Consider the following 25,670-nt stretch of genomic DNA (forward strand, 5'->3'; position numbering starts at 1 on the left):
TTATCATCATTTTATCATTAATTAAATAAAAATTCTTTTCAGCCGTATTGCAAATAATTTACGACAGACTAGAAATTCAAGGGAATCATACCTAAAATACTGCCTCATAATGCAGATTGTTAAGCAAAAACTACTGATAAGCCGAATGGAGGTGGATTGAAGTGAAAAAAATTCATTTCATTGCAGTCCTCTTCCCGTTGCTCGGCTGCAGCCATTTTGAAAATACTGAAAAACAAAGCATGCCGCTTAATACGAACCAACCTGTTACTGAAAAAGCATTTGAAAACAAAACAGAGCATCAAGTTCGTTCACAAACCATAATGAAGAGGGAGCCTAAAAAAGAACATGAGTTACAAAAACAATTACTAAACGTACCTTTAATAAAGCAAAATCCGGAATTAAAGTATGGCTGCGAAGTAACCAGCCTTACGATGATGCTGCAATATGCAGGAGTCAAAGTAAACAAAATGGAACTATACAGAAAAATCAAGAAGGATTCCGATCCGCTCATACGGTCAAAAACGGGGGATATTATAAAATGGGGGGACCCGGGGGTTGGTTTTGTTGGTGACATGACTGGCAAAAATGCTGGATATGCTGTGTTTGATAAACCAATGGTGGATTTAATCAACATTTACCTTCCGGGAAGAGCCAAAAATTTAACCAATCGGCCTTTTGATGAAATCCTTTCACATGTGTCAAAAGGATATCCTGTTGTTGTTTGGACAACCGGGGATTATCGTCTTCCGGACAGATGGGAAACATGGCGACACGAAAAACAAACCATCAAAACTCCTTTAGATTTACATGTTGTCGTACTTGTTGGATATGATAGCAAAAATGTCTATTTAAACGATCCTCTATCCGGAAAAAAACAAGTAAAGGTAAACAAAAATCGTTTCATTGATTCATGGAAAGCTCTTAAACAAAGAGCTGTAAGTTATCAATAATAATCGGGGCTGGGTCAAAAGGGTCGGCTTCCTCAAACAATGACAATATAGAGAATGGCAGTATTTACGCTTTATGTTGTATCGAGGAGGTATATGGCCCTTTGCTTTTAGCCCCTTTTTTACACTCTAAAATAGATGTTGTTGAACCATCGTCCGCCATCCATTGTAATGCATTCGCCTTTCATATATGCGGCAACATCGGAGAAAATTTTTATTATTTTTTATAGAATTTTCGAATTTGAAGTACAAAAAACGAAAAATTGAGATATATGTTAAAATATACTTCTTTTTCAAGATGGAGTTTGTTAGTATATATAAGGTATACTGAACGATAGGTTGGAGTTTTTATGTACAAGAAAGTAACAAGAAGAGTATTTCTTAAAAGAATTTTTGCAACTTTTTTTGCTGCAATAGCTGCAGGATCGGGCGGCTATTTTTATGCCCGGGAAATAGAACCAAAAATGCTAAAGATAAACAATTATACTTTTCGCCATCGTTCAATACCGAAAGGATTCAACGGATTTAAAATTGTTCAGTTCAGTGACACTCATTTAGGCTTCCAATATAATTTAACCCAATTTGAGAAATTAATTTCAAAAATAAACTCATTAAAGCCGGATGTTATTTTTTTTACTGGCGATTTAATGGATGAACCAAATAAATTTTCCGAAACCAATAAAATTGCCCCATTATTAAGCCGCCTTTATGCCCCTTTCGGGAAATTTTCCATTTACGGAAACCATGATCACGGCGGGTATGGATCAGACATCTATATGAAGATTATGGTACAATCAGGCTTTAAAACCCTTCAAAATCAATCGCATGAAATTCGATTGCTTGATGGCAGCAAAATATTTATTGCCGGGATTGATGATGCAATGCTCGGGAAGCCAGATATTAACAAAGCAGTAAGCAGCATCCCCAAGAATGCATTTACAATCCTTCTTTCTCATGCACCAGATTTGGCAGACGCGGCTTCTTCTTTCAATATCCACCTTCAATTAAGCGGCCACAGCCACGGAGGTCAGGTGCAAATACCTTTTATTGGAGCACTTATAACACCTCCCTTCGCAGAAAAATATATTGAAGGATTTTACAAAACGGGGAACTCAGAGCAGTTAACACTATATGTCAATCGAGGCCTTGGTACAACAAGAATGCCTTTTCGATTCCTATCCCAACCTGAACTGACTGTCTTCACTCTCTTAACAAATTCATAAAATACGTGCATGAGTTTTAACTCCCAACTTTAAACATGGAAATAGGTTTTATTTTAAAACATAACCAACGTAATAAGGCGGTGTGAGCGAAGCAAGGCTATGAATATTTACAATGCTAAACATGTATCTAGCTAACTAAAAATAAGGGTGTGATATAGTGTACTACAAAGTAAAGCCCGGTGAAACATTGGCGGTCATTGCCCGTAATTACCGAATTCCATTACAAACATTACTTGCTGCAAATCCATCAATTATTAACCCCAACATGATCGCACCAGGTCAATTCATTAACATTCCCGGCCTTCCCGATCCAAATACCATACCATTTGAAATCAGAGTTTCTTTGAATCAGCGAAAAATAAGATTATATAAAAGTGGGCAGCTCGTGAAAACTTATCCCATTGCAATTGGAAAAATGTTATCAGGAACCCCTCAAGGAGAATATGTCATAGTAAACCGGGAACCAAATCCCGGCGGCCCATATGGTGTTATGTGGCTTTCACTATCCAAAACGGGATATGGAATTCATGGCACAAACGACCCTTCATCAATTGGAAAAGCAGTATCAAAAGGATGTATAAGAATGTACAACAAAGATGTATTAGAATTGGCAAAAACCGTTCCAAATGGTACAAGAGTAATCATTTCTTCATAAAGGGGTTAAAGTCGGATTCCTCCAACTTATAGACAATCATTAAAAACTATTCTATATTTTATCATTGTTGGAGGAAGTCAGAACCTTTTTATTAATTTTAGTTAATAAAATAAAATTAGTATGCTTGACATAAGTTAAATAATAAAAAATGAAACCGTATTCTTTCCAAAAGTACAGAAAATGGTATATAATAAAGTTATTCCCTCAATAATTATGAAAGGAGCTTTTATTTTGAACAGGACAAACAGCAGTCATCCCCGATTAGATTCAACAATTGAAAACCTCGCACAAGCCATTTTTACCGTAAACCGTCATGCAAAAACTGCTCCAAACCCAAAATATTTATATAAACTCAAACATGAGGCTTTAAAAAAATTAATATCAGAAGGAAAAGCAGAAAAAATCGGACTTCATTTTTCACAAAACCCGAAATTCAGTCAGCAGCAGTCAGCCGTCCTTGTTGTTTGCGGGGATTATTCCTTTCATATTCCTCCATCCAAAAATGACATGAAATTACTGCCTCACTTGGGACATTTAAACCAAAACGTCCGCAATCCAAAATCCCGCTTATCTTTAAACCAGGCAAAAAAACTTTTGCAATCTTATACAGGCTTAAAAGAAATGAATAAAGAACCAAATAAAAAAACCCGTAGCTATCAAAAACCTGTCTTCAAAAAATTAGGAGAAAGTTATTAAGCTAGAAAAAAAGCCGGCAACCGGCTTTTTCACAATACGTATTTATCGATTAATAATACTAGATCCGCTATATCTGGTTTGCTAACTTGTGCATCTGCCCCAACCATTTGCCCTTTATGGCGAAGATCTTCTGTTATTAGAGATGAGAAAATAATAACAGGCACTTTAGAAAGCTCAGGATGAGTTTTAACCCGTTTTGTCAAGTGATGCCCGTCCATCTGAGGCATTTCAATATCCGTGATAATTAATTGAATTTCCTTGGTAATATCCTTGCCGGACTGAACAAGATTCTCTAAATATTGCCAGGCTTCTCGTCCGTTCTCAAAAAACTCAATCATTTCAAATCCAGCTTCTCCTAATGTATCATGTAATAATTTTCTTAACAAAGGAGAATCTTCAGCTATAAGAAGCCGTTTACTTGAGCGTTCCCGCTTCCCGAGCTTTTTAATTTGCTGGACATTGATGCCTAATTGAGGATTTATATCCACAACGATTTTTTCAAAATCAAGCAAAAGTACCATTTCTCCGTTCAGTTTGATCACCCCAATAATTTGGCTGTTAGCTCCTTGATACATTTCGGACGGCTTTTCAATTTGATCCCATGATACTCTGTGAATTTGCGTTACATTATGTACATGGAAAACGATTTTTTGTTTGTTAAATTCTGCAACGATAAACTTGTCTTGCCCGGGATGTTCTGATGGCGGGAAACCGAGGGCATGTGCTACGTCCACTACAGGCAGAACCTCTCCCCTTAACTCAATAATGCCTTCAACATTTTTATGTGCATGGGGCACTGGAGTAACAGGTGCCGGATTGATGATCTCCTTTACCTTAATAACATTTATGCCAAATTTATTTCTGCCAATTCCAAATTCCACGATTTCCAGTTCATTTGTACCGCTTTCCAATAAAATTCCTTTTTTGCTCTCCATTTCTTGTTCGCCCTTCCATTTCCAAAATAATAGAGTTATATAAAATAATATAACACGAATGGAAATAAATTCTTATCAGTTATATAAAAATTCATTAACTGTTCTAATTTTCAGAATACAAAAAAATAACCCGTATTAAACGGGCCATTAACTAAATATTTGTTTTGGTTTTTGGAATTTTCGCATGGAACCAAAGACCGACAAGAGTCAAAATCATTAACGAGCCGATGGCCAGCCTGCTTGCGAGATTACCAAAATCAGCAAAAATAAGGGTGATCGTGCCGTACAAGAAAGGTCCGATAATAGACGAGACTTTGCCCGAAAAAGCAAATAACCCGAAAAATTGTCCCCTCTTTTCTTTCGGAGTTAATTCAATAATGTACGCCCTCGTTGTTACCCACATAGAACCGAGTGCAATCCCAAACATGCTTCCCGCGACCCAAAACATTGCTTCATTAACAGCAATTGTTGCGGTCAACAGTGCAATGAAGAGAAGGCTTCCTATATACATTATCGACTTGTTTGCTCCTTTTTCTTTTGTTATATAACCGAAAATAAAAGAGCCGATAATACTCGAAACTGTTGAAACTAAGTACAGCAAGATAAATTTTCCGGTAGTAAAGCCTACGATCGCTTTTGCATACACAGCCATCATGGCAATTGATGTTGCAATCGCATCATTTAAGAAGAAATAAGCAATCATAAAAAGGAAAGCAGATTTATAGAGACGCATTTCTCTAAAGGTTTTATAGATTTCTTTATATCCGGATAAAAATAACTCTTTCTTTTGCCCAGGATGAGGCTTATCTTTTACAAAGAAAAACAGCGGCAACGAAAACAGTAAGAAAAAGACCCCTGTCGGAATAAATGCTTCATGAAAACCGTCATCCCCGATGAACGGATAAACAGCCAAACCAACAAGTGTTCCGATATACCCAACTGCAACCCCAAATCCGGAAATAAGCGGGATTTCCTCCTTCTCTGCCAAATCAGAAATCATCGAATCATAAAAAACAAGGCTCGAATGATAAAAAAATTTTGCAATAATAAAAAGCAAAATCACAAGGGCCAGCGAAACCGGAAGCCCAAACAATTGTCCTGACTGCTTGAGTCCTCCGAACACTCCCATTAACACTGTGGAAGCTACTGCAACTAATGTAAAAGAAACGATATATTTCTTCTTTCGTCCAGTCCTGTCAATCATAACTCCAAATAATGGTGAAAATAGTACAAGAAAAAAGCTTGCAACCGCGTTTGAATATGATACAAAAGTGCTTGCAATTTGATTTAGAACCTCATTTTCACCAATTACTTCCTTTAAATATAACGGGTAAAAAATTGTATTTATATTTGATGAAAAAATTGTGTTGGCAAAGTCATATAGTGCCCACGATAAAATTGGCAAGGAAAAATAAAGGCTCCACTGATTCGAACGATTAATTCGTTCATCAGCAGGTTTTTCAAGCAGTTCCACCTTTGTCAACTCCTTTTAAAAACATATATCTATATTTCCATTGAATGCTAAATATTTCCTTTATCTTTACAAAATTTTTACAAACTAAAAATGATTTAGAAGCAAAAAGGGGCTGACTCAAAAGCAAACGGTCAGACCCCTCCAATAAATATATAGACAACACTAATAAAACCTTTCTATATATTGTTATTGTCAGAAGGAGTCAGACCCATATGAGTCAGACCCTTTTTTATGCTCATAAACAAATGATATTAGTACAATTTTATTTTTTTACAACGACTGTTCGGGCAATTAAATCATGAAGGGCTTGCTTTTTCTCTGTAAAAGCAGTGATAATGTAACCAATCAAGAAAATGGAAGATAAGAACGTCATTGCTAAATAGCGTCCGAGGGCACGCCCGAAAGAAATCCGATTTCCATCCATATCTGTTACTTTCAGACCAAGCAGATTTTTTCCAATCGTCGCTTGCCATTTTGACGCATGCAGTCCTGCAAAATATAAGAATGATACGATAAAGTTAAATAGTAAGCTTACAAGGTAAGCGCCAGCAAAAGCAACTGCACCAGCATCCGCAGGATCCTGTTCCAAATAATTTGGATCAGTCAATGCCGCATCAAAACCACCGGATGCCCCAAAAAAGACCACAGTGATAATAAACGATAAAATTGTTAAAGGTATCCCTAAAATGATACTGTCAATTAAATATGCAGCAAAGCGGACCCAAAAACCTCCATATTCATTTTTCTCCTCATATGGCTGTTGCTCTACAATTGTATCCATTCATTATCCCCCAATCGTCAAGTTTGATTTCACAATTACATTATAACATTATATTATTCAGAAATATTCCAATTTTCCTTAAAATGTTTTTTAACTCCAATTTATAGAAACCGTTTACAAAATGAAATTTTTGTGAACATTAACAAGAGTATCTGGTCCTTTTAACAAAAGAGGACTAAAATACTAACGTACTAAAATCAAGTACAAATTTTTTTCAACTTTTAAAAAATGAAGGGTGCGATTTAATTATGAAAGGTACGGCAATTCTTTTTCAGGCTGACCATTCAGTAACAATTATTGAAGATGTAGAACACACTGTTTATGAAGAGATCAAAAGCCAATGCGGCTGTAAACATTGTATTTGCAAGCTTGAAAACAAAATTGTCGACTTTGGAACTGTTTTCCCTGTATTTTGGCATGAAGATGAGATCGATTGGGACTATGGATACTAAGAGAGATCACATTATGATAGATTCCTCCCGAGTAATCGGGAGGTTTTTTATTATCTGTTAAGTCCTTTTGTTATTCTGATTTATCATATAAAATCAAGATACATTTGAAAATAAGCCCGGAAAGGATGAACAAGGTGGAACATTTAATAAATGACAGGACAGCAAACATTGAAATTTCAGGAATACGAAAATTTTTTAATATGGTTGGCGGAACTGAAGGAATGATTTCTTTAACAATCGGCCAGCCAGATTTTCCGACTCCAGAACATGTAAAAGCAGCCGGAATAAAAGCTATACATGATGATTTTACAATGTATACTCATAATGCAGGAATGATCGAGCTCAGAAAAGCAGCTGCAGAATATTATTTAAAAAAATACGATATTGTTTATGATCCCGATTCCGAGGTAATCATCACTTCAGGCGCAAGCGAGGCAATTGACATTGCCTTCAGGACCATTTTAGACTGGGACAGTGAAGTCATTTTGCCTGGACCTGTTTATCCCGGTTACGAGCCAATTATTCGCCTTTGCGGAGCAAAACCAATTTACGCCGATACAACGAGGAACGGTTTCAAAATGACGGTTGATGTTATAAAACCGTACATAACAAATAGAACACGATGCATTGTATTGCCTTATCCATCCAATCCTACAGGAGTCAGCTTATCGGAAAAAGAATTATACGAAATTTCAGAGTTGTTGCGTGATAAGGATATTTTTATCCTTGCCGATGAAATCTACAGTGAAATTGTCTATGAAAGGCCGCATACCTCGATTGCAAAGTTTTTAAAAGAAAAGACGATCGTGATCAACGGGCTGTCAAAATCTCACTCCATGACAGGTTGGAGAATCGGGATGCTGTATACATTTAATAATATTGCAAAACATATTATAAAAGTTCACCAATATAATGTTACTTGCGCTACTTCTATTTCACAAATGGCTGCATTAGAGGCACTGACTGCTGGTATTGATGATGCGCTGCCAATGAGAGCCGAGTATAGAAAAAGGCGCGATTACGTTTACAACAGACTTACAGAAATGGGATTTGATGTTGTAAAACCGGAAGGCGCATTTTATTTCTTTGTAAAAATTCCCGTTTCCGGTATAAAATCTTTTGATTTTGCTTTATCTCTAGCACACGAGGCAAAAGTTGCCGTCGTACCGGGAAGTGCGTTTTCCAGTCTAGGCGAAGGGTACTTCCGGCTTTCCTTTGCTTATTCAATGGACACTTTGGAAGAAGGACTTAATAGGATTGAAAACTATTTGATGGAAGTGAGTAAATAAAAGGGGCTGACTCATAAGGGTCTGACTCCCTCCGGCAATAAAAATATATAGAATGGTTGGATTGTCTATATATTTTATTGGAGGGGTCTGACCCTTTGCTTTTGAGTCAGCCCATTTTTTATTTGTTATACTTTCCGTTATTTTTTGATGCCTTCTCTTTTTTTGCTTTATCATTATGAATTTTATTTGTTGCAGCACTGCCAAATTCATGGGCATATTCCTGGTTTAATACCGCGGAATCAAATCCCTTTTTGTTTTTTTGCTGAGGGTCATTCTTTTTGTTTTTTTTGCCAAAGCTCTCAATCCTCCTTTACCTTAATATAAAAAAATGAAGGATCGATTATACAGAGAGCTATTAACATTTCTGGCATAGATTATTATTGAACGCTTTAAACATTTTCGTTATCGTTATAATATTTATAAAGAGCATGAGTGCCGCTGTTTTCTTCTCCTTTTTCAGCTAATTGGGAATAAAGAGATATTGCCAAGGATAATCCCGGTATTGTAAGGCCTAGCTTTTCCGCTTCTTCAAGGGCAATATTCATATCTTTTATGAAATGCTTTATGTAAAAGCCGGGTTCAAAATTTCCATCAATCATTCTTGGCGCCAAATTAGACAGTGACCAGCTCCCTGCAGCGCCTGAAGCAATGCTCTTTAAAACATTCTTCGGATTTAATCCTGCTTTTTCAGCGTATGTTATAGCTTCGCATACACCGATCATGTTTGAAGCAATGGCAATTTGGTTGCACATTTTTGTGTGCTGACCGGAACCGGCATCTCCTTGATATACAATATTAGTGCCGAGGAGACTTAAAATTGGTTTAACAGCCGCAAAATCTTCATATTCTCCTCCTACCATGATTGACAGTTTTCCTTCCCTTGCGCCGATATCACCGCCTGATACAGGAGCATCGAGTGCTTTTAACCCTTTCTTTTTTGCTTCCTCAAAAATTTTCACTGCAAGTGTAGGAGTTGAAGTCGTCATATCAATGAGATAGCTTCCTTGTTTTGCATGATGAATAATTCCCTTTTCTCCAAGATAAACTTCTTCCACATCAGAAGGATACCCTACAATCGTAATTATGACTTTAGCTTTCTCTGCAACTTTTTTTGGTGAATCAGCCCATTCTGCACCTTTTTCCAAAAGTTCTTCTGCCTTATTCTTTGTCCGTGTATATACCACAAGCGGATAACCGCTTTTAAGAATATGTCCTGCCATACTTTTTCCCATGACACCTTGACCAATAAAACCGACTACAGTATTTTCAGAAATTAACAAATGTTCATTCTCCTCCCTAAATTCGTGTTATTTTTATTCTATCATTTCTCAATTCTTTTTTTAAAAAATGAGGCTGTCTCAAAAGCACAAGGGTCAGACCCATATGAGACAGCCTCATCATTCTACAATTTCATGCACGTATTTTTATTACCTGTTTTATGAATCGATAAACCATATCAAAGCTGGCTTGAAAAATTTGTCAAGTAAGTCCGGCCCAATACTCCTTCATCATTGAACACTTCGATCGAAACTGCCTTGTCTTTAATAATCATGTTTTCTATCTCGAAAACATGAATATCTCTTTTTAATGGAATGGGCTCCATAAAAATAATTCGCTCATTTGATTCATTTGCCTCTATGTATTCGCCATTAACAACTTCGTTTTCCCCGTAAACAATTTGTGTCGCTCCAATAGCCGCTGCCAATTGTTTGTCATGAATCGAAATTCTTACTTTATAAGTTGAATGATCGGCAAATAGATTTTCATTAATTTTAAAACGGAATTGCAATTCATTGTTATTTGTTAATAATACTTCTGCATGCCGATTTGCAATCAGCTGATCGGAACCTGGCATACAGCCAGAAACAAAAAAAATATTTATCAATAATGCAAGTAACAAAAGAAATTTGCTTTTTATATTGCATTCCTCCTTCCATATACATACCTTTGCCCATTTTTAATGGCAATAAACGTATGGAAAGAGTAATATTTGGAATCTTACCTGCAATGACTAAAGGGCTTTTAAATCGATTTGATCATTCCGCCGTCAATTAGAAACGAACTGCCCGTTACATAAGTATTTGCCTCAGATGCCAAGAAAACAACAAAATTTGCAAACTCCTGAGGAGTTCCATACCGTTTCAATGGTATCGATTCCTTTATCTTTGCTTCGACTTCTTCTCTAGTGATGCCGAGTTTTTCTGCATTTACCTGGTCGAGGCGCCTTACGCGGTCAGTCGCGATTCTTCCGGGAGCGACTGTATTAATTAAGATGTTATAAGGGGCAAGTTCTTGTGCAAGAGTTTTCGACAACCCGACAATTGCTGTCCTGAATGTATTTGAGAGTATCAGCCCAGGAATTGGTTCTTTTATAGATGATGATGCAATATTAATAATTTTTCCGCCATTCATCTTAAGAACAGGCAACGCTTCTCTGATCAGCCTTATGTAAGAAAGCAAATTCAATTCAAATGATGCCTGCCAATCCTCATCTGTAAGTGATTCAAAAGAACCTGCAGGCGGGCCCCCGGCATTATTGACAAGAATGTCGAGTCTTCCGAAAGAATTAATTGCTGTTTGTACCATTTCTTTAATATCATTTTGATTTGTAACATCTGCTCGAACAAACGCAGCTTTTCCCGACCCTTCAGGATCGATTTCTGTTACCACCTGTTTCAACTTTGATTCATCTCGCCCTGATATAACAACATTCGCTCCTTCTTTTAATAGTCCTTCTGCAATTGCCCGTCCCAATCCTTGGCTTGAAGCAGCAATTAAAGCAGTTTTACCGGAAAGTTTTAGATCCATAAATATCCTCCTCTACTCTTTCTTTTCATTATACTGCAAAAAAAAAGAAAAATAGCTACTGAAACAAAAAAATGACCGGCAAAACCGGTCAAAAAAGGGGAACATTAAGGATGATTAGCTTATTTCCTATTTACCACAATTATCGATAGTAAAAAAACGAGTAAAAATTTATTTCATTACAGATTTCACTGCTTGTAATACTTCTTCTGTTGTTTTCATTTGCAAGACTTGTTCAGCCAGTTTTTCCATGCCGCTCTTTGATAGGCGGCGAATTTGGGAACGTGCTTTTAAAATGGAAGTTGCACTCATTGAGAATTCATCTAATCCGAGACCGAGAAGAATTGGAATTGCAATTTCATCTCCCGCCATTTCACCGCACATTCCTACCCACTTGCCCTCTTTATGGGCTGCGTCAATCACCATTTTAACAAGGCGCAAAATAGCCGGGTGATATGGCTGATACAAATAGGAAACTCTCTCATTCATGCGGTCTGCTGCCATCGTATATTGAATTAAATCGTTTGTTCCAATACTAAAGAAATCAACTTCATTGGCAAACTGATCGGCAATGACCGCAGTGGATGGAATTTCAACCATGATTCCTATTTCAATATTGTCTGAAACATCCGTTCCATTTGAAACAAGCTTTTCTTTCTCTTCTTCTAGAATCGCCTTTGCTTCACGGAATTCATCAAGCGTTGCTATCATTGGAAACATAATTTTCAAGTTTCCATAGCTGCTTGCTCTTAATAAAGCCCTGAGCTGTGTTCGGAACATATCTTGTTCTTCAAGACAAAGGCGGATTGCCCTGAAACCGAGAAACGGATTCATTTCTTTTGGAAGGTTCATATATGGCAGTTCTTTGTCACCGCCAATATCAAGAGTTCGAACGACAACCGGTTTTCCTTTCATTCCTTCAAGGACCGCTTTATATGCCTCAAATTGCTCTTCTTCAGTCGGCAGCTGGCCGCGTCCCATGTAAAGAAATTCAGTGCGGTACAGTCCAATTCCTTCCCCGCCGTTATTAATAACACCTTCTAAATCATTTGGCGTACCTATATTGGCAGCAAGCTCAACTTGATGGCCGTCTGCTGAAAATGACTTTTCATTTACAAGCTTAGCCCATTCAGCTTTTTGTGCTTCAAATTCAGCCTGTTCTTTTTTATATTTTTCGATCGTTTCTTGTGACGGGTTAATATGGACTTCTCCTTTTAATCCATCAACAATGATTAAGTCGCCGTTATTAATTTCTTTCGTGACCGTTTTTGTTCCGACAACGGCCGGGATTTCCATAGAACGAGCCATAATCGCTGAGTGAGATGTTCTTCCGCCAACATCAGTTGTAAAGCCTTTCACAAATTGACGATTCAATTGAGCTGTATCTGAAGGTGTTAAATCTTCCGCAACAATGATAACTTCCTCATTAATCATGCTTGGATTTACAATTTGCAAACCGAGAAGATGAGAAAGTACTCGTTTTGTTACATCACGTATGTCTGCAGCACGTTCCTTCATATATTCATTATCCATTTGCTCAAACACGGCAATGAACATGTCAGTTGTTTCCTTGAGGGCATACTCTGCGTTCACTTTTTCAGTTTTAATTTTATCTTCGATTTGGGTGATCAGTTCAGGATCGCTTAACACTAAGAGATGTGCCTCAAAAATTGCCGATTTATCAGATCCCAGCTCCTTGTTTGTACGGTCGCGAATACCTTCAAGTTCTGTCTTTGCTTTTGTTAAAGCAGATTGAAAACGTTTAATTTCCTTAACTGAATCATCAACCAGCTTCTTTTCAAAAGAGAGATCAGGCTCTGCTAACATGTATGCTTTTGCAATCGCAATTCCACTGGATGCAGCGATTCCCTTCATAAAATCCATTATTCCGCCAGACCTTCTTTATTCAAAGTTTCTTCTAAGCTTCTCATTGCTTCTTCTTCATCGCTTCCTTCTGCGATAATTTTGATATCAGCACCCTTTCCAACACCAAGCGACATTACTCCCATTATTGATTTTAAGTTAACTTTTTTCTCTTTGTATTCAAGGGTAATTTCGGACTCAAATTTGCTTGCAGCTTGTACAAGTAAAGTTGCAGGACGGGCATGAATGCCTGTATCAGCGATTACTTTAAATTGTTTTTGGACCATTATTAAATCATACTCCTTTACTTAATTGATAGAATCATGGTTGTTAAATGGAAACTGCAAGATGGTTGCCTAATTGACTAAAAAAAACATTCATATAAGTCAACCTGCCGGCAAAACATACGAAAATGATTTCTTTCTTTGTAAACATTTCATCCCATGCTGTTTATTTTCTCCAGGGAAATTTTTATCATGTATTTATGCAGGATTTTTGATTATGTTCTTTAAGTCATCAGACAACTGACATCCCAAAAAAAGAATAGCATTTCCTAACTGCACAGACAACGGAAACAACTAATATTTTCATGTTTTTTTTAAAACTTTTTAGTTAAACGCTTTTTTCCAATCTTTATTTATGGGTCTTTCGTTCAGGACTTGATATAGATATATAACATATATTCTCTAAAATTAACTTCTTGGGGCTTCAAGGTAGCAATAAATTACATCTCCACCCCGCTGGGCGATTCCTCTAAAATGTTTAAAATCCGGCCGTTTTACAAGAACACTTCGAAATGAAAGAAAATTATCTTTCGAAACATAGTACTCAGAAATTTCGCCTTTTTTTAGCTTATCCAGTACTTCATTAATCATTTCTTCGTTCATTTCCTTGAACCCCCTGTTTTCATGTTGCAAAATCTCTAATCATAATCATAAACGAAAATTTACTTCTTATCATTTATAAATTCATAAAATTGTAATTTTAAAATAGCCAATTTTGTGATAAGCTATCTGTATTTACAATTTAATAATCATTGAAAAACATTTCTTTACTAACAGATTTTTTGTGCAACTATTTGTATAAAGATGCATATTGGAAGATAAAGGAGTGAGGCTGATTGAAAAAAGCTGAAGTGGGAAATGTAATTGAATTTAAAAATGGTTTACAAGGCATCGTAGAAAAGGTCAATGAAAATTCTGTAATCGTTGACTTAACATATATGGAAAATTACCGGGATCTTGAATTAGAGCAACGGACAGTGGTTAATCATAAAAATTATAAAATAATAAAAGAAACGGCCCAATAGGAAATGATGGAATAATCTAAAGGCTGCTTTTGCTTCTTTTTTTGCTAGTGATATTTTAACACGCAAGTTAGTTATTATAAATATAAAAAAGTCTGCTCCCTAAGGAAAAATCTCAGGGAGCCTTAATTTATCCTTATTTTTTGTTTTGTTCTAATTCTTGAAAAGATTTTACTTTGCCATGTGGATTCTGGTCCTGTTTTCGTATTGTCCATGCCCGCTCTTTTTCTTTTTTAGACTTTGTCAAAATTGTACCCTCCTTTCTTTCGTCATTTTGTAGTTTTGCCTAGGGACGTTGTGTTATTTTCACAAATCGGGAAAGAAATCTTTTCCTTACAAATGTTGATGCTTTTTTGTTAAAATAAGGTTTGTTGTCCAAGAATGAAAGGAGAAGAATAGATGAAAAAGTGCGCCTCCGATTTAACCTTAATAATCGGAATTATACTGGCACATCTTCTGCTTTTTTTTACTTTTAAAGATAAGTCTGTGTTTTGGTATATGCTTACTGCGTCAATGCTTCTACTCATTAGCTACTCAATTGTGAAAGAAAATTTCGATGATCATGCATCTTTTATAAACTTCCTGTCCTACGGAATTGGTTCCGGACTTGTCCTATTTGGTGTTTTTTTAGCAGGAAACGGCTTGATTGATGGACTTCATTTGCCCTTTAAAAATGACGTCAACAAACTTTACAATCGCTTTTCACCTACTGAAATATGGCATTATATCGTATTAATTTTAGTTATTATTCCAGGCGAAGAAATTTTTTGGAGGGGTTTTGTTCAAAAAAGAATTTCGAGGCATTTAAATCGTACGTTAAGCATTGCGATTGCTGCTTTATTATATGCAAGCGTCAATATTTATTCGGAATTTATGATTTTGCCGTTTGCAGCATTCATAAGCGGAATTTATTGGGGCTTCCTTTACGCATGGAAAAAAAGCATTTCACTTGTCATTGTTTCTCATTTAGTTTTTAATCTATTCTTATTAGTTTTTATGCCTTTAAAATGAAGTGCAGCTCGTAATGGCTGCTATTTTTTTAGTAATAAGACCAATTACCCGGTTCATAATTCGGTTGTTTGTCCGATTTTTCCATGTTATCTTATTTTTAGCAGAACCCCTTTACTAAAAATATAATCATTGAAACAATTTACCGTAAGGATCGTCAAAAAGAGTAAACAGTTTCTAAAACTCAGGGAGGATCAATTTTAAATGAAACAGTATAAAAAAATCTTATTTGCTATGTTCTTCTTAACTCTCGCTCTTACAGGCTGCGGAACTGCCACTAGCTCAAAAAACAGTGCAAAAGGTGACAGCAACGCACAACAACCGGCCGCAGAGGAGCTGGGACAAAATAATAATTCTTCAAACACGGAAAACGAAACGAATAAGAAAGCCACTGAAAACGGGGTTGTCCGTATACCGGAACAAAACATTCAATACAAAATTAACGGAGAAACAAAAGAAGAAACGGCTTTTCTAAAATATAACAATACCAAAGATTACTCAATATACGTACTTCCTGAATATGAACTGACTGCAGAAGAGCCTTTTAAAGATGTGCTTTATTTGACTGATAATCAAGAAATCTTTATGCGAATAGAGCTTATCCCGAAAGATCAAGATTGGAATACGATCACTGTTGCAACAAAAGCCCAATTGCAAGCCATAAATGATAACGTTAAGACCCTTCAAGCTCCTGAAGATCCACTATTTGAAAAGAGCACTGTAATGGAAGCGTCCAATAATAGCGAGACAGTAACAGCCTATTTAATCAACAATCTTGACTTTCCATTAAAACTAACAATGTATACAAAAGATGATGCAGATCATCGCGATGCCTTTCTGCAAATGGCAAAAACTATCATGAAAGAAAAGTGAATAATCAAAGAGGTTGACTTTTAAGGGTCCGTCCCTTTGTTTATAAGTCAGCCTCTTTCTTTTTCATTTTTTCTTAAAAGGTTTGATCCATAATAAGATCATAAAGATTAAACTAATATATCCAAAAACAGGATATAAATAGGAAAGCAATGTACCGTAATCTACAAGACTGATAAGAAAAACAATAACAAAAATCCCTGATACAGTTATGATGGGTGATGTTGATACATACTTCTTTAACTGTCTTTCCAATCCGAAAATATTTCCGATGATCGAGGTAAAGATTTCTCCATAAATAATAAGAACATACATCCAATAAAATCCGGAGGCTAAATTTTTCATCGTAACTGCCATTGGAATTTCATAGCTTCTAAAATCAGGAAGCATAATCAATGTTATATGGCTCGATAGCAGGATGAATGTTAATGCCAATCCACCTAAAATTCCTCCCCACTTTATTGTCCGATCATCCTTTACTTCCTTTGCAACCGGCACTAATACTGCCTGTGCGAGGGAGATATTAAAAGCAGTATATGAAAACGGGGCAATGACTGATTTCCACCCATCTTCAGCAAAAGGAATCGATAAAAGCTGGTCTTGAAAATGTGGCAATTGAACAGAAATGAACATTAAAAAAAACTAAAAGTGATCATAATCGGAACGACGAAAGTATTAACAGCAAACAGCCCTTTAATTCCTGCAATCATTACGAAAATCGAAAAAACAATTGTCACAATAATTCCTGTCAGCCTCGATAATCCAAGCTGCTCGTCAAATACTGCCCCGGCCCCTGACAGCATAACAGCGGAAACGCCAAGAAGCATAACAAGCATTAATATATTTATAAGAGTTCCGAAATGGCGGCCAAATAAATAAAGATTAAAATCTTGATAAGAATCAGCCTCTATCGCCGCTGCCATTCTCATTAACTTTGACCCCAAAATAATAAAAATATAGCCTCCCATTAATATTCCAATCATTCCAATAAATCCAAATCGGGAAAAAAATTCGACTATTTCCTTTCCGGTTGCAAATCCAGCTCCCACAACCGTTCCGACATAAACGGCAGCAATTTGCATAGCTTGAGACCAGTTTGTTCTCACTTATGTCCCCTCCCTAGCACATATATATGAATAAGCGGACAAAGAAAGACGAGCTTTTTTATTAAATTGGAATAAATTTCTAAAAACAAAATACTTGAAAGTCAAAAAAGGTCAAAGTATACTAAGAGCATAAATAGTCAAATATAGTCAAAGTCAAAGGAGGAGTTGAAATGCTCTGCCAAAAATGCCAGAAAAATGAAGCTGTTATTGAATTGGATGTCAATATTAATGGCAACAAACAGCATTATCACCTTTGCAGCGTTTGCTACCGTAAAGAAAGATCAAAATTAGGCGCTGCTTTTGGTTCTTCGATGGGATTTTCAGGCTTTAACCAATCTTCATTTGAGGACTTATTTAAACAATTTTCAGCTTTTCCGGAAAATGATATGAACGGAATGACTGGAATGAGTGGTATTAGCGGAGTTCAAGCCCAGCAAGCTAACAACAGGGGCGGCGGATTTATCGACCAATTTGGGCGTAACTTAACCCAGTTGGCAAAAGCCGGCCTTATCGATCCAGTGATCGGTCGTGAGGAAGAAGTAGACCGCGTTATTGAAATATTGAATCGCCGCAATAAAAACAATCCGGTGTTAATCGGTGAACCAGGTGTCGGAAAAACAGCCATAGTTGAAGGGCTTGCCTTAAAAATAGCAGAGGGTAAAGTGCCAGCCAAACTTTTTAGCAAAGAAGTGTATTTGCTTGATGTCGCATCCCTTGTTGCCAATACAGGTATTCGCGGTCAATTCGAAGAAAGAATGAAACAACTTATCTCCGAATTGCAAGCAAGAAAAAACATTATTCTATTTATAGATGAAATCCATCTGTTGGTTGGTGCCGGTTCGGCTGAAGGGTCTATGGATGCAGGAAATATCTTAAAACCTGTTCTTGCCCGCGGCGAACTGCAGGTAGTTGGGGCAACTACATTGAAAGAGTATCGCCAAATCGAAAAAGATCCTGCATTAGAACGCCGATTCCAGCCGGTACAAGTACTCGAACCATCACTTGAAAAAGCATATGAAATCCTAAAAGGCATTCAGTCAAAATATGAGGATTATCATGAAGTGAAATACACAGATGAAGCGATCAGGGCGTGTGTGAATCTGTCACATCGTTATATCCAAGACCGCTTCCTTCCGGACAAAGCGATTGACTTAATGGACGAAGCCGGTTCAAAGATGAATCTGCTTTTCGAAAATGCAGACAGTGATCAAATCGAAAAACGCTTAAGTGAAATTTCGAAAGAAAAAGAAGCGGCAATAAAAGAAGAAAACTATGAAAAAGCTGCTCGACTTCGAGATGAAGAAGCAAAACTGGAAAAATTGTTAATTAATCAAAATGGAACAAACCGGCCAGAAATTACTGTTCAGCACATTCAAGAAATTATCGAAAAGAAAACCGGAATTCCTATAGGAAAACTCCAGGAAGATGAACAAGAGAAGATGAAAAATCTGGAAGCAAACCTTGCAACTAAAGTGATCGGCCAAGAGGAAGCTGTAAAGAAAGTGGCGAAAGCAATACGTCGCAGCCGCGCAGGTCTCAAGTCAAAGAACCGTCCGATCGGATCATTCTTGTTTGTCGGCCCAACAGGAGTCGGTAAAACAGAATTGACAAAAGTTTTGGCTGAAGAGCTGTTTGGCTCAAAAGATGCCATGATTCGTCTGGATATGAGCGAATATATGGAAAAACACAGCATATCTAAAATCATCGGCTCTCCTCCTGGATATGTAGGACATGAAGATGCAGGACAACTGACAGAAAAGGTGCGCCGCAACCCGTACAGCATCATTTTGCTTGATGAAATTGAAAAAGCGCATCCGGATGTTCAGCACATGTTCCTGCAAATTCTTGAGGACGGCCGTTTAACTGACAGCCAAGGCCGGACAGTCAGCTTTAAAGATTCAGTCATTATTATGACAAGTAATGCCGGCGTCGGTCATAAAACCATTAAAGTCGGATTTGATAAGAGTGATGCAATAAAAGAAACAAGCATCCTGGATTCACTTGGCAGCTTCTTCAAGCCTGAGTTCTTAAACCGCTTTGACAGCATCATTGAGTTCAAATCTCTTGAAAAAGAGGATCTTCTAAAAATTGTAGACTTAATGCTCAAAGAATTAAACGAAACATTGGAGGAACAAGGTCTCAAAATTGAAGTATCACTTGAAGTAAAAGAGAAGCTTGTTGAACTTGGATATATTCCTGAATTCGGTGCACGTCCGCTTCGCCGCGTCATTCAAGAACAATTAGAAGACAAAATTGCTGATTTTGTACTCGATCAGCCTGATGCAAAAGAATTGAATGCAGTACTGCAAGATGACGAGATTATCGTAAAAACAAATTAATAAAGGGGCTGCTAATAAGGGTCTGCCCCCTCCAACAATGGCAATATATAGAATGGTTTTAGACGTGTTATCTATATGTTGTATAGGAGGGGGCTGACCCTATGCTTTTGGGCTAGTCCCTTATAAAGATTTGTCATCAATGGAATTAAGCCATTTTTCGATTTCACCAACAACAGACTGGACACAACCATCCTCAAAAGGCGAAATTAAGTTGGCTTTTTTAACAAGCTCCGTAAAAGAAAGGCTGCCGCCAAGTTTACAAAGATTTACATAATCTTGCCATGCTTCTTCCCGATTTTCCCTCGAACGTTTCCAGAACTGGAATGCACAAATTTGTGCAAGTGTGTAATCGATATAATAAAATGGAGAATTGTAAATATGAGCTTGACGCTGCCAAAATCCGCCGTTTTCAAGATACTCATTTCCATCATAATCTTTATGAGGCAAATATTTCTTTTCAATTTCTCTCCATGCCTGCTTTCTTTCTTTTGGAGTGCTTTTCGGATTTTCATAAACCCAGTGCTGGAATTCATCAACTGATACCCCATAAGGCAGGAATAATAATGATGAACTCAAATGAGCAAACTTATATTTTTCTGTTTCTTCTTTAAAGAACAACTCCATCCATGGCCATGTGAAAAATTCCATACTCATCGAATGAATTTCCGCAGCTTCATATGTTGGCCAAAAGTATTCAGAGGTGTCAAAGTGTCTGCTAGAATAAACTTGGAAGGCATGTCCGGCCTCATGCGTTAATACGTCTATATCTGCTGAAGTTCCATTAAAGTTCGAAAAAATAAACGGAGATTTATAGTTTTCGATGAATGTACAATAGCCTCCGCCGGCTTTTCCTTTTTTTGCAACTAAGTCCATTAAGCCGTTTTCCCGCATATAGCGGAAAAATGCTCCTGTTTCAACTGAAAGTTCATCATACATCTTTTGCCCATTTTCGATGATCCATTCAGGGCTTCCTTTAGGTGTTGGATTTCCGGTCTTAAAGTTAAACCCTTCATCATAATATTTTAATTTTTCCACACCAATCCGCACACGCTGGCGTTCTTTTAGTTTTGTGGCAATCGGAACAATATACTCCTCTACCTGCTTGCGGAAATTAGCAACCATTTCTGCATTATAATCCGTACGGAACATACGATAATAGCCTAGTTCTACAAAGTTCTTATATCCAAGTTTTTGGGCAATTTCTGTCCGTACTTTCACAAGATCATCATAAATTCGATCCAATGTTTCCTCATTTTCAGCTAGAAAACCAAACTTAGCTTCACTTGCTTTTTTTCTCATGCCCCTGTCCGTTGATTCAGTAAACGGCTCCAATTGTGCAAGAGTCCGTTCCTCACCTTCGAAAAAGATCTTGGCAGAAGCCAGTAATTTCGTATATTCTGTTGAAAGTTTATTCTCTTTTTGAAGAAGGGGAACAATTTCATGGGAGAAGGTTTTAAGCTGGGCCTCTGCCAATGCAAACAATTGTTTCCCCCACTTCTTTTCCAGCTCCTTTCGGAATGGCGATTGAACAAGGGCCTTATAGTATTTGGTGACAAGCCCTTCAACTACAGGCTGAATCTCATCCATGTAATCCTGTTCATTTTTATAATATTCATCGTTCGTATTAACGGAGTGCCTAATATAGCAAAGATTAAACATCGTGCCGATGTCATTGCGAATCTTATTAATCTCACTGATCGCCTTTATTTGCTCTTCGGCTGATGAAGCGTTTTGAAACTTTTCTAGTGAAGATTGAAATAACTTTTCGGCTTTTTCGACATCAGGCCGGGTATATGTATACTCTTCAAATCTCATTTTTTCCTCCCTGACATAAATATTGAAAACCAATATAAACACTTCGTCAGGCACTTGCAGTTTTCCTTTTTCTTTTTTAAATCGGCCATTTCTTTTAGTCAAAATAATAAACGGTCCACAATTGGACCGCGCTAATATTTGCGAACGGATAATCCGAGTTTTTTTAACAAATAAATGGCAGTTTCTTTTTCTTCTTCTGTAAGATGGCTCATCAACTGATGGATATTTTGTTCATGCTCCGGAAAAATACTCTCAATAAACGATTTTCCTTTTTCAGTAATTTGAGCATACGTCACTCTTCGGTCATTTGGGCAGGCGGCGCGGACCAATAACCCTTTCTGCTCTAATTTGTCAACAACATATGTAATGCTCCCGCTTGCCAGCAAGATCTTATTGCCGATTTGCTGCAACGGCTGTCTTCCTTTATGATAAAGTAATTCAAGAACGGCAAATTCAGTCGGATTCAATCCGTTTGCTTGGATAAATTTATTAACTTGTTCATCGATAGCTTTATAAGCCCTAGAAAGAACAATGAATAATTTCAAAGATTGACTAACACTCTCAGAACTCATTTAAAATCTTCCTTTTTAATATTCGTATCAACTAATTATAAAGAAATTGAAAAATCATGTCAATTCATACAGTTACGTAGGGCTTATTTGTTAAGGTCCGGCAAAAACTCTCCAATGTTGATTCAGTAGCTCTTATTGTTTTGTGTTTAACAAAATAATTGGCAAGCAGTTCCGTTTTAAATATTTCCGTGAATATCACTTGTTTCAAGGATCGTAAGTGTTATTCTGCAGCAATGTTCAGTCATGTTTTTCCTCCTGAAAATCATTTTAACGTTTACATTTGGCTTTTATTTAGCAAATCTTTAAATAATTCATGTTCCGGTCTATTTTTTGCCCAAATTGCATGTGTAAACCCAGCAGCTGAAAAATTATGTTATAATAAAGGATGTTTGGAATTTGTATTTGAGGTTATATTATGGACAAACTGAAGAAAAGTTTTTTCATTTACTTCATTATTGTTATTATTCCTGCGCTTGCAGGATCATTTTATCAAATTCACCATCTACTGGATGAGGATTTCCTGAAAAGAAAAAATTACTCGAAATGGGTCGCCTCCATTCATCAAAAAAGCTGGGACCAATTAATAACCCAGACAGTCACAAGTCTTGATATTATTTCAATCTTAGTAGAAAATTTTCAGCCATATCCAGAAAATCTTGCCTCCCTTTTTCGGCAAACACAACAAAGTGATCCTCGTTATGGAGGTCTTTATTTGCTTGACCGAACCGGCAAGGTCATCACTGGGTCAAACGATTTTTTATCCAATGCAGATTTGTCTGAGCATGACTTTATCAACACAGCTATATTAACGCAAGATACGATTATTTCCGATCATCCCGAAATGCTCGGCAATGGACAAAAAGTCATTGGATTAGCCGTCCCTGTCTTTAATGATAAAAGAGAAATTCGTTCAATTTTAGTAGCCTATCTCCGCATCGATTATATTCAAAATATCATGAAGGAACTTACACCGGATACAAAGCTTTACATAGTTAATGAGGATGACAAATCAATTATAAATATTAATGCGGCCGATGCTTTATCAATAAAAACTCAGAAATGGGTAGTCGTGCCTCTTGAGCTTTTGCCATGGAGTATCAAAGCAGAGATTCAGGAATTTCAACTATCTGCTATATTGCCTAAAATTTTCGAATTTTTGATTCGAATTCTTATTTTGTGCCATATTTTATTTTTACTGATTAAATATGTTTTATTAAAAAGGCAGGCAGCAAAGGAAAAGGCGCAAAATGAAGCACAAAAGCTGGAGCTTGTCGGAACTCTGGCAGCCGGCACTGCCCATGAAATCAGGAATCCTCTTACCGGAATAAAAGGTCTTATTCAGCTTTTGAGCGAAAAATACAAAGACGAAAAAGACCAGTATTATTTCTCAGTCATTAATAATGAGATCAAACGAATTAATGAAATTGTCAGTGAATTTCTTATTCTTGGAAAACCGACTGCACAAATATTAGAAGTTTTAGATTTGCGAAATATCTTAACTGAGCTTAATCCGCTTATTTTGTCAGAAGCAAATCTCTATAACGTACGATATTATTGTTTGCTTCCTCCAGAACCTGTACTAGTAAAATGTACAAAGGATCAAATAAAACAGGTCATTTTAAATTTAACTAAAAATTCAATAGAATCGATGCCGGACGGCGGAATATTAAAAGTCGAAATAATAATAGAAAATCGATCATGCATTATCGAAGTAACGGATACAGGGCTAGGAATTGCGGAGGAAGATCTTTCGAAGATTTTTGAACCTTTTTATACTTCAAAAGATACCGGAACCGGATTAGGGCTTGTTATATGCAAACGAATTGTAGATTCTTTTGGCGGAACAATTCAGATTTTAAGCAATAAACAACAAGGCACGAAAGCGGTTATTAATTTGCCGCTTGATATTTGAATAGAAAACAAGATTAAGAGAGCACGGCCTGAGATGCAAAAACAAATGTACTGTTAAGAAACCAGGTATAATGCTTGGCCGAAAGGAGACAAAATAGATGAGCCGATTTGGTGCGGCAACAGCTCCAATTTCGAAGAAACAAGGATCAGGAGAAGGAGCTGCCTCTTTTAAAATATTATTAATTATCGGTCTGTGTCATTTGCTGAACGATACGATTCAGGCTGTCGTTCCAGCTATGTTCCCCGTACTCGAGAAATCGATGGGGCTGACTTATACACAATTGGGTTTAATCGCATTTTCATTAAATATGGTTTCTTCCATTATGCAGCCTGTTGTGGGAATGTATACAGATAAAAAACCAAAGCCTTTTGCTTTGCCTATCGGGTTAACCTTTAGCCTGATGGGCATTCTCGGGCTTGCTTTTGCTCCAAAATTTGAGATTATTGTTATTTCTGTTTTAATGATAGGGCTCGGGTCAGCTGTATTTCACCCTGAAGGTTCAAGGGTTGCCTATATGGCGGCAGGTCCGCGCCGCGGCTTGGCCCAGTCCATATACCAAGTTGGCGGAAATTCAGGCCAAGCGCTCGCACCGCTTATTACCGCAGTGGTTCTCGTTCCGTTCGGACAATTTGGTGCCGTATGGTTTACCCTTGTTGCCGCTGTAGCAGTAGGGCTGTTAATTTATATTGCGAACTGGTACTCAATGAATTTAAAGATTGGGAAAACCAATTTAACTAAAAAAAAGAAATCATCTTCAAGTAATGGCATTAGAAGCAGAGGGTCCGTCGCGTTTGCTCTTACATTGATCTTAATTTTAATTTTTGCCCGATCATGGTACATTTCGGGCATGACAAATTTTTATGCATTTTATGCGATAAATGAGTATTCATTTTCCATTAAAACATCCCAGTTGTTTTTGTTTGCCTTTCTTGTTGCCGGAGCCGCAGGAACATTTTTCGGCGGCCCGCTTTCAGACAAATACGGAAAGAAAACGATTATTCTGTTATCCATGCTTGCAGCCGCCCCGATCACGATTTTAATTCCGTATGTTCCGCCGGTGGCAGCCTTTATATTGCTGACAATAAGCGGTTTTATCTTAATGTCCAGCTTTTCAGTTACTGTCGTATATGCTCAAGAACTTGTACCAGGGAAAATCGGCACAATGGCGGGATTAACAGTTGGGCTGGCATTTGGGATGGGAGCTCTCGGATCCATCGGGATCGGGTATTTGGCAGACATCATTGGACTTACAAAAACCATAATCCTTACTGGATTTTTACCTATGCTCGGTATACTTACTATATTCCTGCCTTCTGATAAAAAGCTTACATTACAGAAGTAAATAGTGTTAAGAAAAAAATGTCTCGTAAGGGTCTGACCCCATGTGCATTTATCAATATATAGCACATTTATCCAATATTATGTTCTATATATTGTGCTATGGGGTCTGACCCTTAGGCTTTTTAGACAGCCTCTTTTTAATTCAATTTCTCTTCCAAAAGAAAGTGATAAAATTTGTTGAGGTAAAAAGTTTTTGAATGTTTGGACAGAGCCATTTTTATTTATGTAAGAAAAATTTATTATTTCTACATTTTATTCCGAAATATAAGCATAGCATAAAG

25 protein-coding genes and 1 pseudogene are annotated in these 25,670 nt (G+C 37.0%); 12 read left to right on the top strand and 14 right to left on the bottom strand.

What is annotated here, in order from left to right; all coding sequences use genetic code 11:
* The first annotated feature begins 161 nt into the window (after nucleotides 1–161).
* From PB1_RS01935 to PB1_RS01950, 4 genes are all read left to right on the top strand, one after another.
* Complete coding sequence (locus PB1_RS01935) at nucleotides 162–950, top strand: C39 family peptidase (protein WP_003350414.1); 789 nt, start codon at nucleotides 162–164, stop codon at nucleotides 948–950.
* A 347-nt stretch (nucleotides 951–1,297) separates the two neighbouring features.
* Nucleotides 1,298–2,170 (top strand): metallophosphoesterase, encoded by an 873-nt coding sequence (locus PB1_RS01940; RefSeq protein WP_003350415.1) that lies wholly within the window; start codon nucleotides 1,298–1,300, stop codon nucleotides 2,168–2,170.
* Nucleotides 2,171–2,324: 154 nt separating this feature from the next.
* Entirely contained in the window at nucleotides 2,325–2,825 is a 501-nt protein-coding gene (locus PB1_RS01945) for a L,D-transpeptidase family protein (protein ID WP_174269845.1), read from the top strand.
* 213 nt (nucleotides 2,826–3,038) lie between these two features.
* Entirely contained in the window at nucleotides 3,039–3,521 is a 483-nt protein-coding gene (locus PB1_RS01950; RefSeq protein WP_050979084.1) for a YkyB family protein, read from the top strand.
* Nucleotides 3,522–3,550: 29 nt separating this feature from the next.
* Here the strand turns inward: PB1_RS01950 and PB1_RS01955 are convergent, their stop codons facing one another.
* The 3 genes from PB1_RS01955 to PB1_RS01965 all read right to left on the bottom strand — a co-directional run bounded on the left by PB1_RS01955 (nucleotide 3,551) and on the right by PB1_RS01965 (nucleotide 6,711).
* Complete coding sequence (locus PB1_RS01955; RefSeq protein WP_003350418.1) at nucleotides 3,551–4,456, bottom strand: chemotaxis protein CheV; 906 nt, start codon at nucleotides 4,454–4,456, stop codon at nucleotides 3,551–3,553.
* Between the two features lie 151 nt (nucleotides 4,457–4,607).
* Nucleotides 4,608–5,930 (bottom strand): MFS transporter, encoded by a 1,323-nt coding sequence (locus tag PB1_RS01960; protein WP_003350419.1) that lies wholly within the window; start codon nucleotides 5,928–5,930, stop codon nucleotides 4,608–4,610.
* Between the two features lie 262 nt (nucleotides 5,931–6,192).
* Complete coding sequence (locus PB1_RS01965; protein WP_003350423.1) at nucleotides 6,193–6,711, bottom strand: RDD family protein; 519 nt, start codon at nucleotides 6,709–6,711, stop codon at nucleotides 6,193–6,195.
* Between the two features lie 248 nt (nucleotides 6,712–6,959).
* Between PB1_RS01965 and PB1_RS01970 the strand changes: the two genes are divergently transcribed.
* Nucleotides 6,960–7,163 carry a hypothetical protein gene (locus PB1_RS01970; protein WP_003350424.1) on the top strand — a complete coding sequence of 68 codons (204 nt, stop codon included), beginning with the start codon at nucleotides 6,960–6,962 and terminating at the stop codon, nucleotides 7,161–7,163.
* A 134-nt stretch (nucleotides 7,164–7,297) separates the two neighbouring features.
* Nucleotides 7,298–8,452, top strand: coding sequence for an aminotransferase A (locus tag PB1_RS01975; RefSeq protein ID WP_003350426.1), 1,155 nt, complete (start codon nucleotides 7,298–7,300; stop codon nucleotides 8,450–8,452).
* A 118-nt stretch (nucleotides 8,453–8,570) separates the two neighbouring features.
* On the opposite strand, the gene PB1_RS17960 is transcribed toward PB1_RS01975, so the two are convergent.
* The 7 genes from PB1_RS17960 to PB1_RS02005 form a co-directional block, all read right to left on the bottom strand.
* A complete protein-coding gene (locus PB1_RS17960) occupies nucleotides 8,571–8,756 on the bottom strand; it encodes a hypothetical protein (RefSeq protein WP_081485598.1) in 186 nt (61 codons plus the stop codon).
* Between the two features lie 85 nt (nucleotides 8,757–8,841).
* Nucleotides 8,842–9,732, bottom strand: a complete 891-nt coding sequence (locus PB1_RS01980) for an NAD(P)-dependent oxidoreductase (RefSeq protein ID WP_003350427.1) — start codon at nucleotides 9,730–9,732, stop codon at nucleotides 8,842–8,844.
* A 176-nt stretch (nucleotides 9,733–9,908) separates the two neighbouring features.
* Nucleotides 9,909–10,307 (bottom strand): hypothetical protein, encoded by a 399-nt coding sequence (locus tag PB1_RS01985; RefSeq protein WP_238533073.1) that lies wholly within the window; start codon nucleotides 10,305–10,307, stop codon nucleotides 9,909–9,911.
* A gap of 167 nt (nucleotides 10,308–10,474) precedes the next feature.
* Complete coding sequence (locus tag PB1_RS01990) at nucleotides 10,475–11,260, bottom strand: SDR family oxidoreductase (RefSeq protein ID WP_003350429.1); 786 nt, start codon at nucleotides 11,258–11,260, stop codon at nucleotides 10,475–10,477.
* 168 nt (nucleotides 11,261–11,428) lie between these two features.
* Nucleotides 11,429–13,141 carry a phosphoenolpyruvate--protein phosphotransferase gene (gene ptsP / locus PB1_RS01995; RefSeq protein ID WP_003350430.1) on the bottom strand — a complete coding sequence of 571 codons (1,713 nt, stop codon included), beginning with the start codon at nucleotides 13,139–13,141 and terminating at the stop codon, nucleotides 11,429–11,431.
* Nucleotides 13,141–13,407 carry a phosphocarrier protein HPr gene (locus PB1_RS02000; protein WP_003350431.1) on the bottom strand — a complete coding sequence of 89 codons (267 nt, stop codon included), beginning with the start codon at nucleotides 13,405–13,407 and terminating at the stop codon, nucleotides 13,141–13,143. Before PB1_RS02000 ends, ptsP begins: the two co-directional genes overlap by 1 nt.
* A 405-nt stretch (nucleotides 13,408–13,812) precedes the next feature.
* Complete coding sequence (locus PB1_RS02005) at nucleotides 13,813–14,007, bottom strand: hypothetical protein (protein ID WP_003350432.1); 195 nt, start codon at nucleotides 14,005–14,007, stop codon at nucleotides 13,813–13,815.
* Between the two features lie 233 nt (nucleotides 14,008–14,240).
* Between PB1_RS02005 and PB1_RS02010 the strand changes: the two genes are divergently transcribed.
* Nucleotides 14,241–14,429, top strand: coding sequence for a YkvS family protein (locus PB1_RS02010; RefSeq protein WP_003350433.1), 189 nt, complete (start codon nucleotides 14,241–14,243; stop codon nucleotides 14,427–14,429).
* A gap of 133 nt (nucleotides 14,430–14,562) precedes the next feature.
* Here PB1_RS02010 and PB1_RS17965 read toward each other — a convergent pair whose 3' ends face one another.
* On the bottom strand, nucleotides 14,563–14,673 hold the full coding sequence (locus PB1_RS17965) for a DUF6254 family protein (RefSeq protein WP_003350434.1): 111 nt from the start codon (nucleotides 14,671–14,673) through the stop codon (nucleotides 14,563–14,565).
* 152 nt (nucleotides 14,674–14,825) lie between these two features.
* On the opposite strand from PB1_RS17965, the gene PB1_RS02015 reads away from it, so the two are divergent.
* Nucleotides 14,826–15,437, top strand: a complete 612-nt coding sequence (locus PB1_RS02015; RefSeq protein ID WP_003350435.1) for a CPBP family intramembrane glutamic endopeptidase — start codon at nucleotides 14,826–14,828, stop codon at nucleotides 15,435–15,437.
* A 201-nt stretch (nucleotides 15,438–15,638) separates the two neighbouring features.
* Nucleotides 15,639–16,307: a hypothetical protein gene (locus tag PB1_RS02020; protein ID WP_003350436.1), complete on the top strand. Its 669-nt coding sequence runs from the start codon at nucleotides 15,639–15,641 to the stop codon at nucleotides 16,305–16,307.
* Nucleotides 16,308–16,370: 63 nt separating this feature from the next.
* Here PB1_RS02020 and PB1_RS02025 read toward each other — a convergent pair.
* Nucleotides 16,371–17,410: pseudogene (locus PB1_RS02025) on the bottom strand (YkvI family membrane protein).
* 170 nt (nucleotides 17,411–17,580) lie between these two features.
* Between PB1_RS02025 and PB1_RS02030 the strand changes: the two are divergent.
* A complete protein-coding gene (locus tag PB1_RS02030) occupies nucleotides 17,581–19,749 on the top strand; it encodes an ATP-dependent Clp protease ATP-binding subunit (protein WP_003350437.1) in 2,169 nt (722 codons plus the stop codon).
* Nucleotides 19,750–19,869: 120 nt separating this feature from the next.
* Here PB1_RS02030 and PB1_RS02035 read toward each other — a convergent pair whose 3' ends face one another.
* Together PB1_RS02035 and PB1_RS02040 are read right to left on the bottom strand one after the other, a co-directional pair.
* Complete coding sequence (locus PB1_RS02035) at nucleotides 19,870–21,564, bottom strand: M3 family oligoendopeptidase (RefSeq protein ID WP_003350438.1); 1,695 nt, start codon at nucleotides 21,562–21,564, stop codon at nucleotides 19,870–19,872.
* Nucleotides 21,565–21,695: 131 nt separating this feature from the next.
* Nucleotides 21,696–22,136 (bottom strand): MarR family winged helix-turn-helix transcriptional regulator, encoded by a 441-nt coding sequence (locus PB1_RS02040; protein WP_003350440.1) that lies wholly within the window; start codon nucleotides 22,134–22,136, stop codon nucleotides 21,696–21,698.
* A 415-nt stretch (nucleotides 22,137–22,551) separates the two neighbouring features.
* On the opposite strand from PB1_RS02040, the gene PB1_RS02050 reads away from it, so the two are divergent.
* Nucleotides 22,552–24,048: a PAS domain-containing sensor histidine kinase gene (locus PB1_RS02050; protein ID WP_003350442.1), complete on the top strand. Its 1,497-nt coding sequence runs from the start codon at nucleotides 22,552–22,554 to the stop codon at nucleotides 24,046–24,048.
* 97 nt (nucleotides 24,049–24,145) lie between these two features.
* Nucleotides 24,146–25,390: an MFS transporter gene (locus PB1_RS02055; protein ID WP_003350443.1), complete on the top strand. Its 1,245-nt coding sequence runs from the start codon at nucleotides 24,146–24,148 to the stop codon at nucleotides 25,388–25,390.
* Nucleotides 25,391–25,670 lie beyond the last annotated feature (280 nt).

The organism is Bacillus methanolicus PB1, assembly GCF_000262755.1.
GTDB lineage: Bacteria > Bacillota > Bacilli > Bacillales > Cytobacillaceae > Bacillus_Z > Bacillus_Z methanolicus.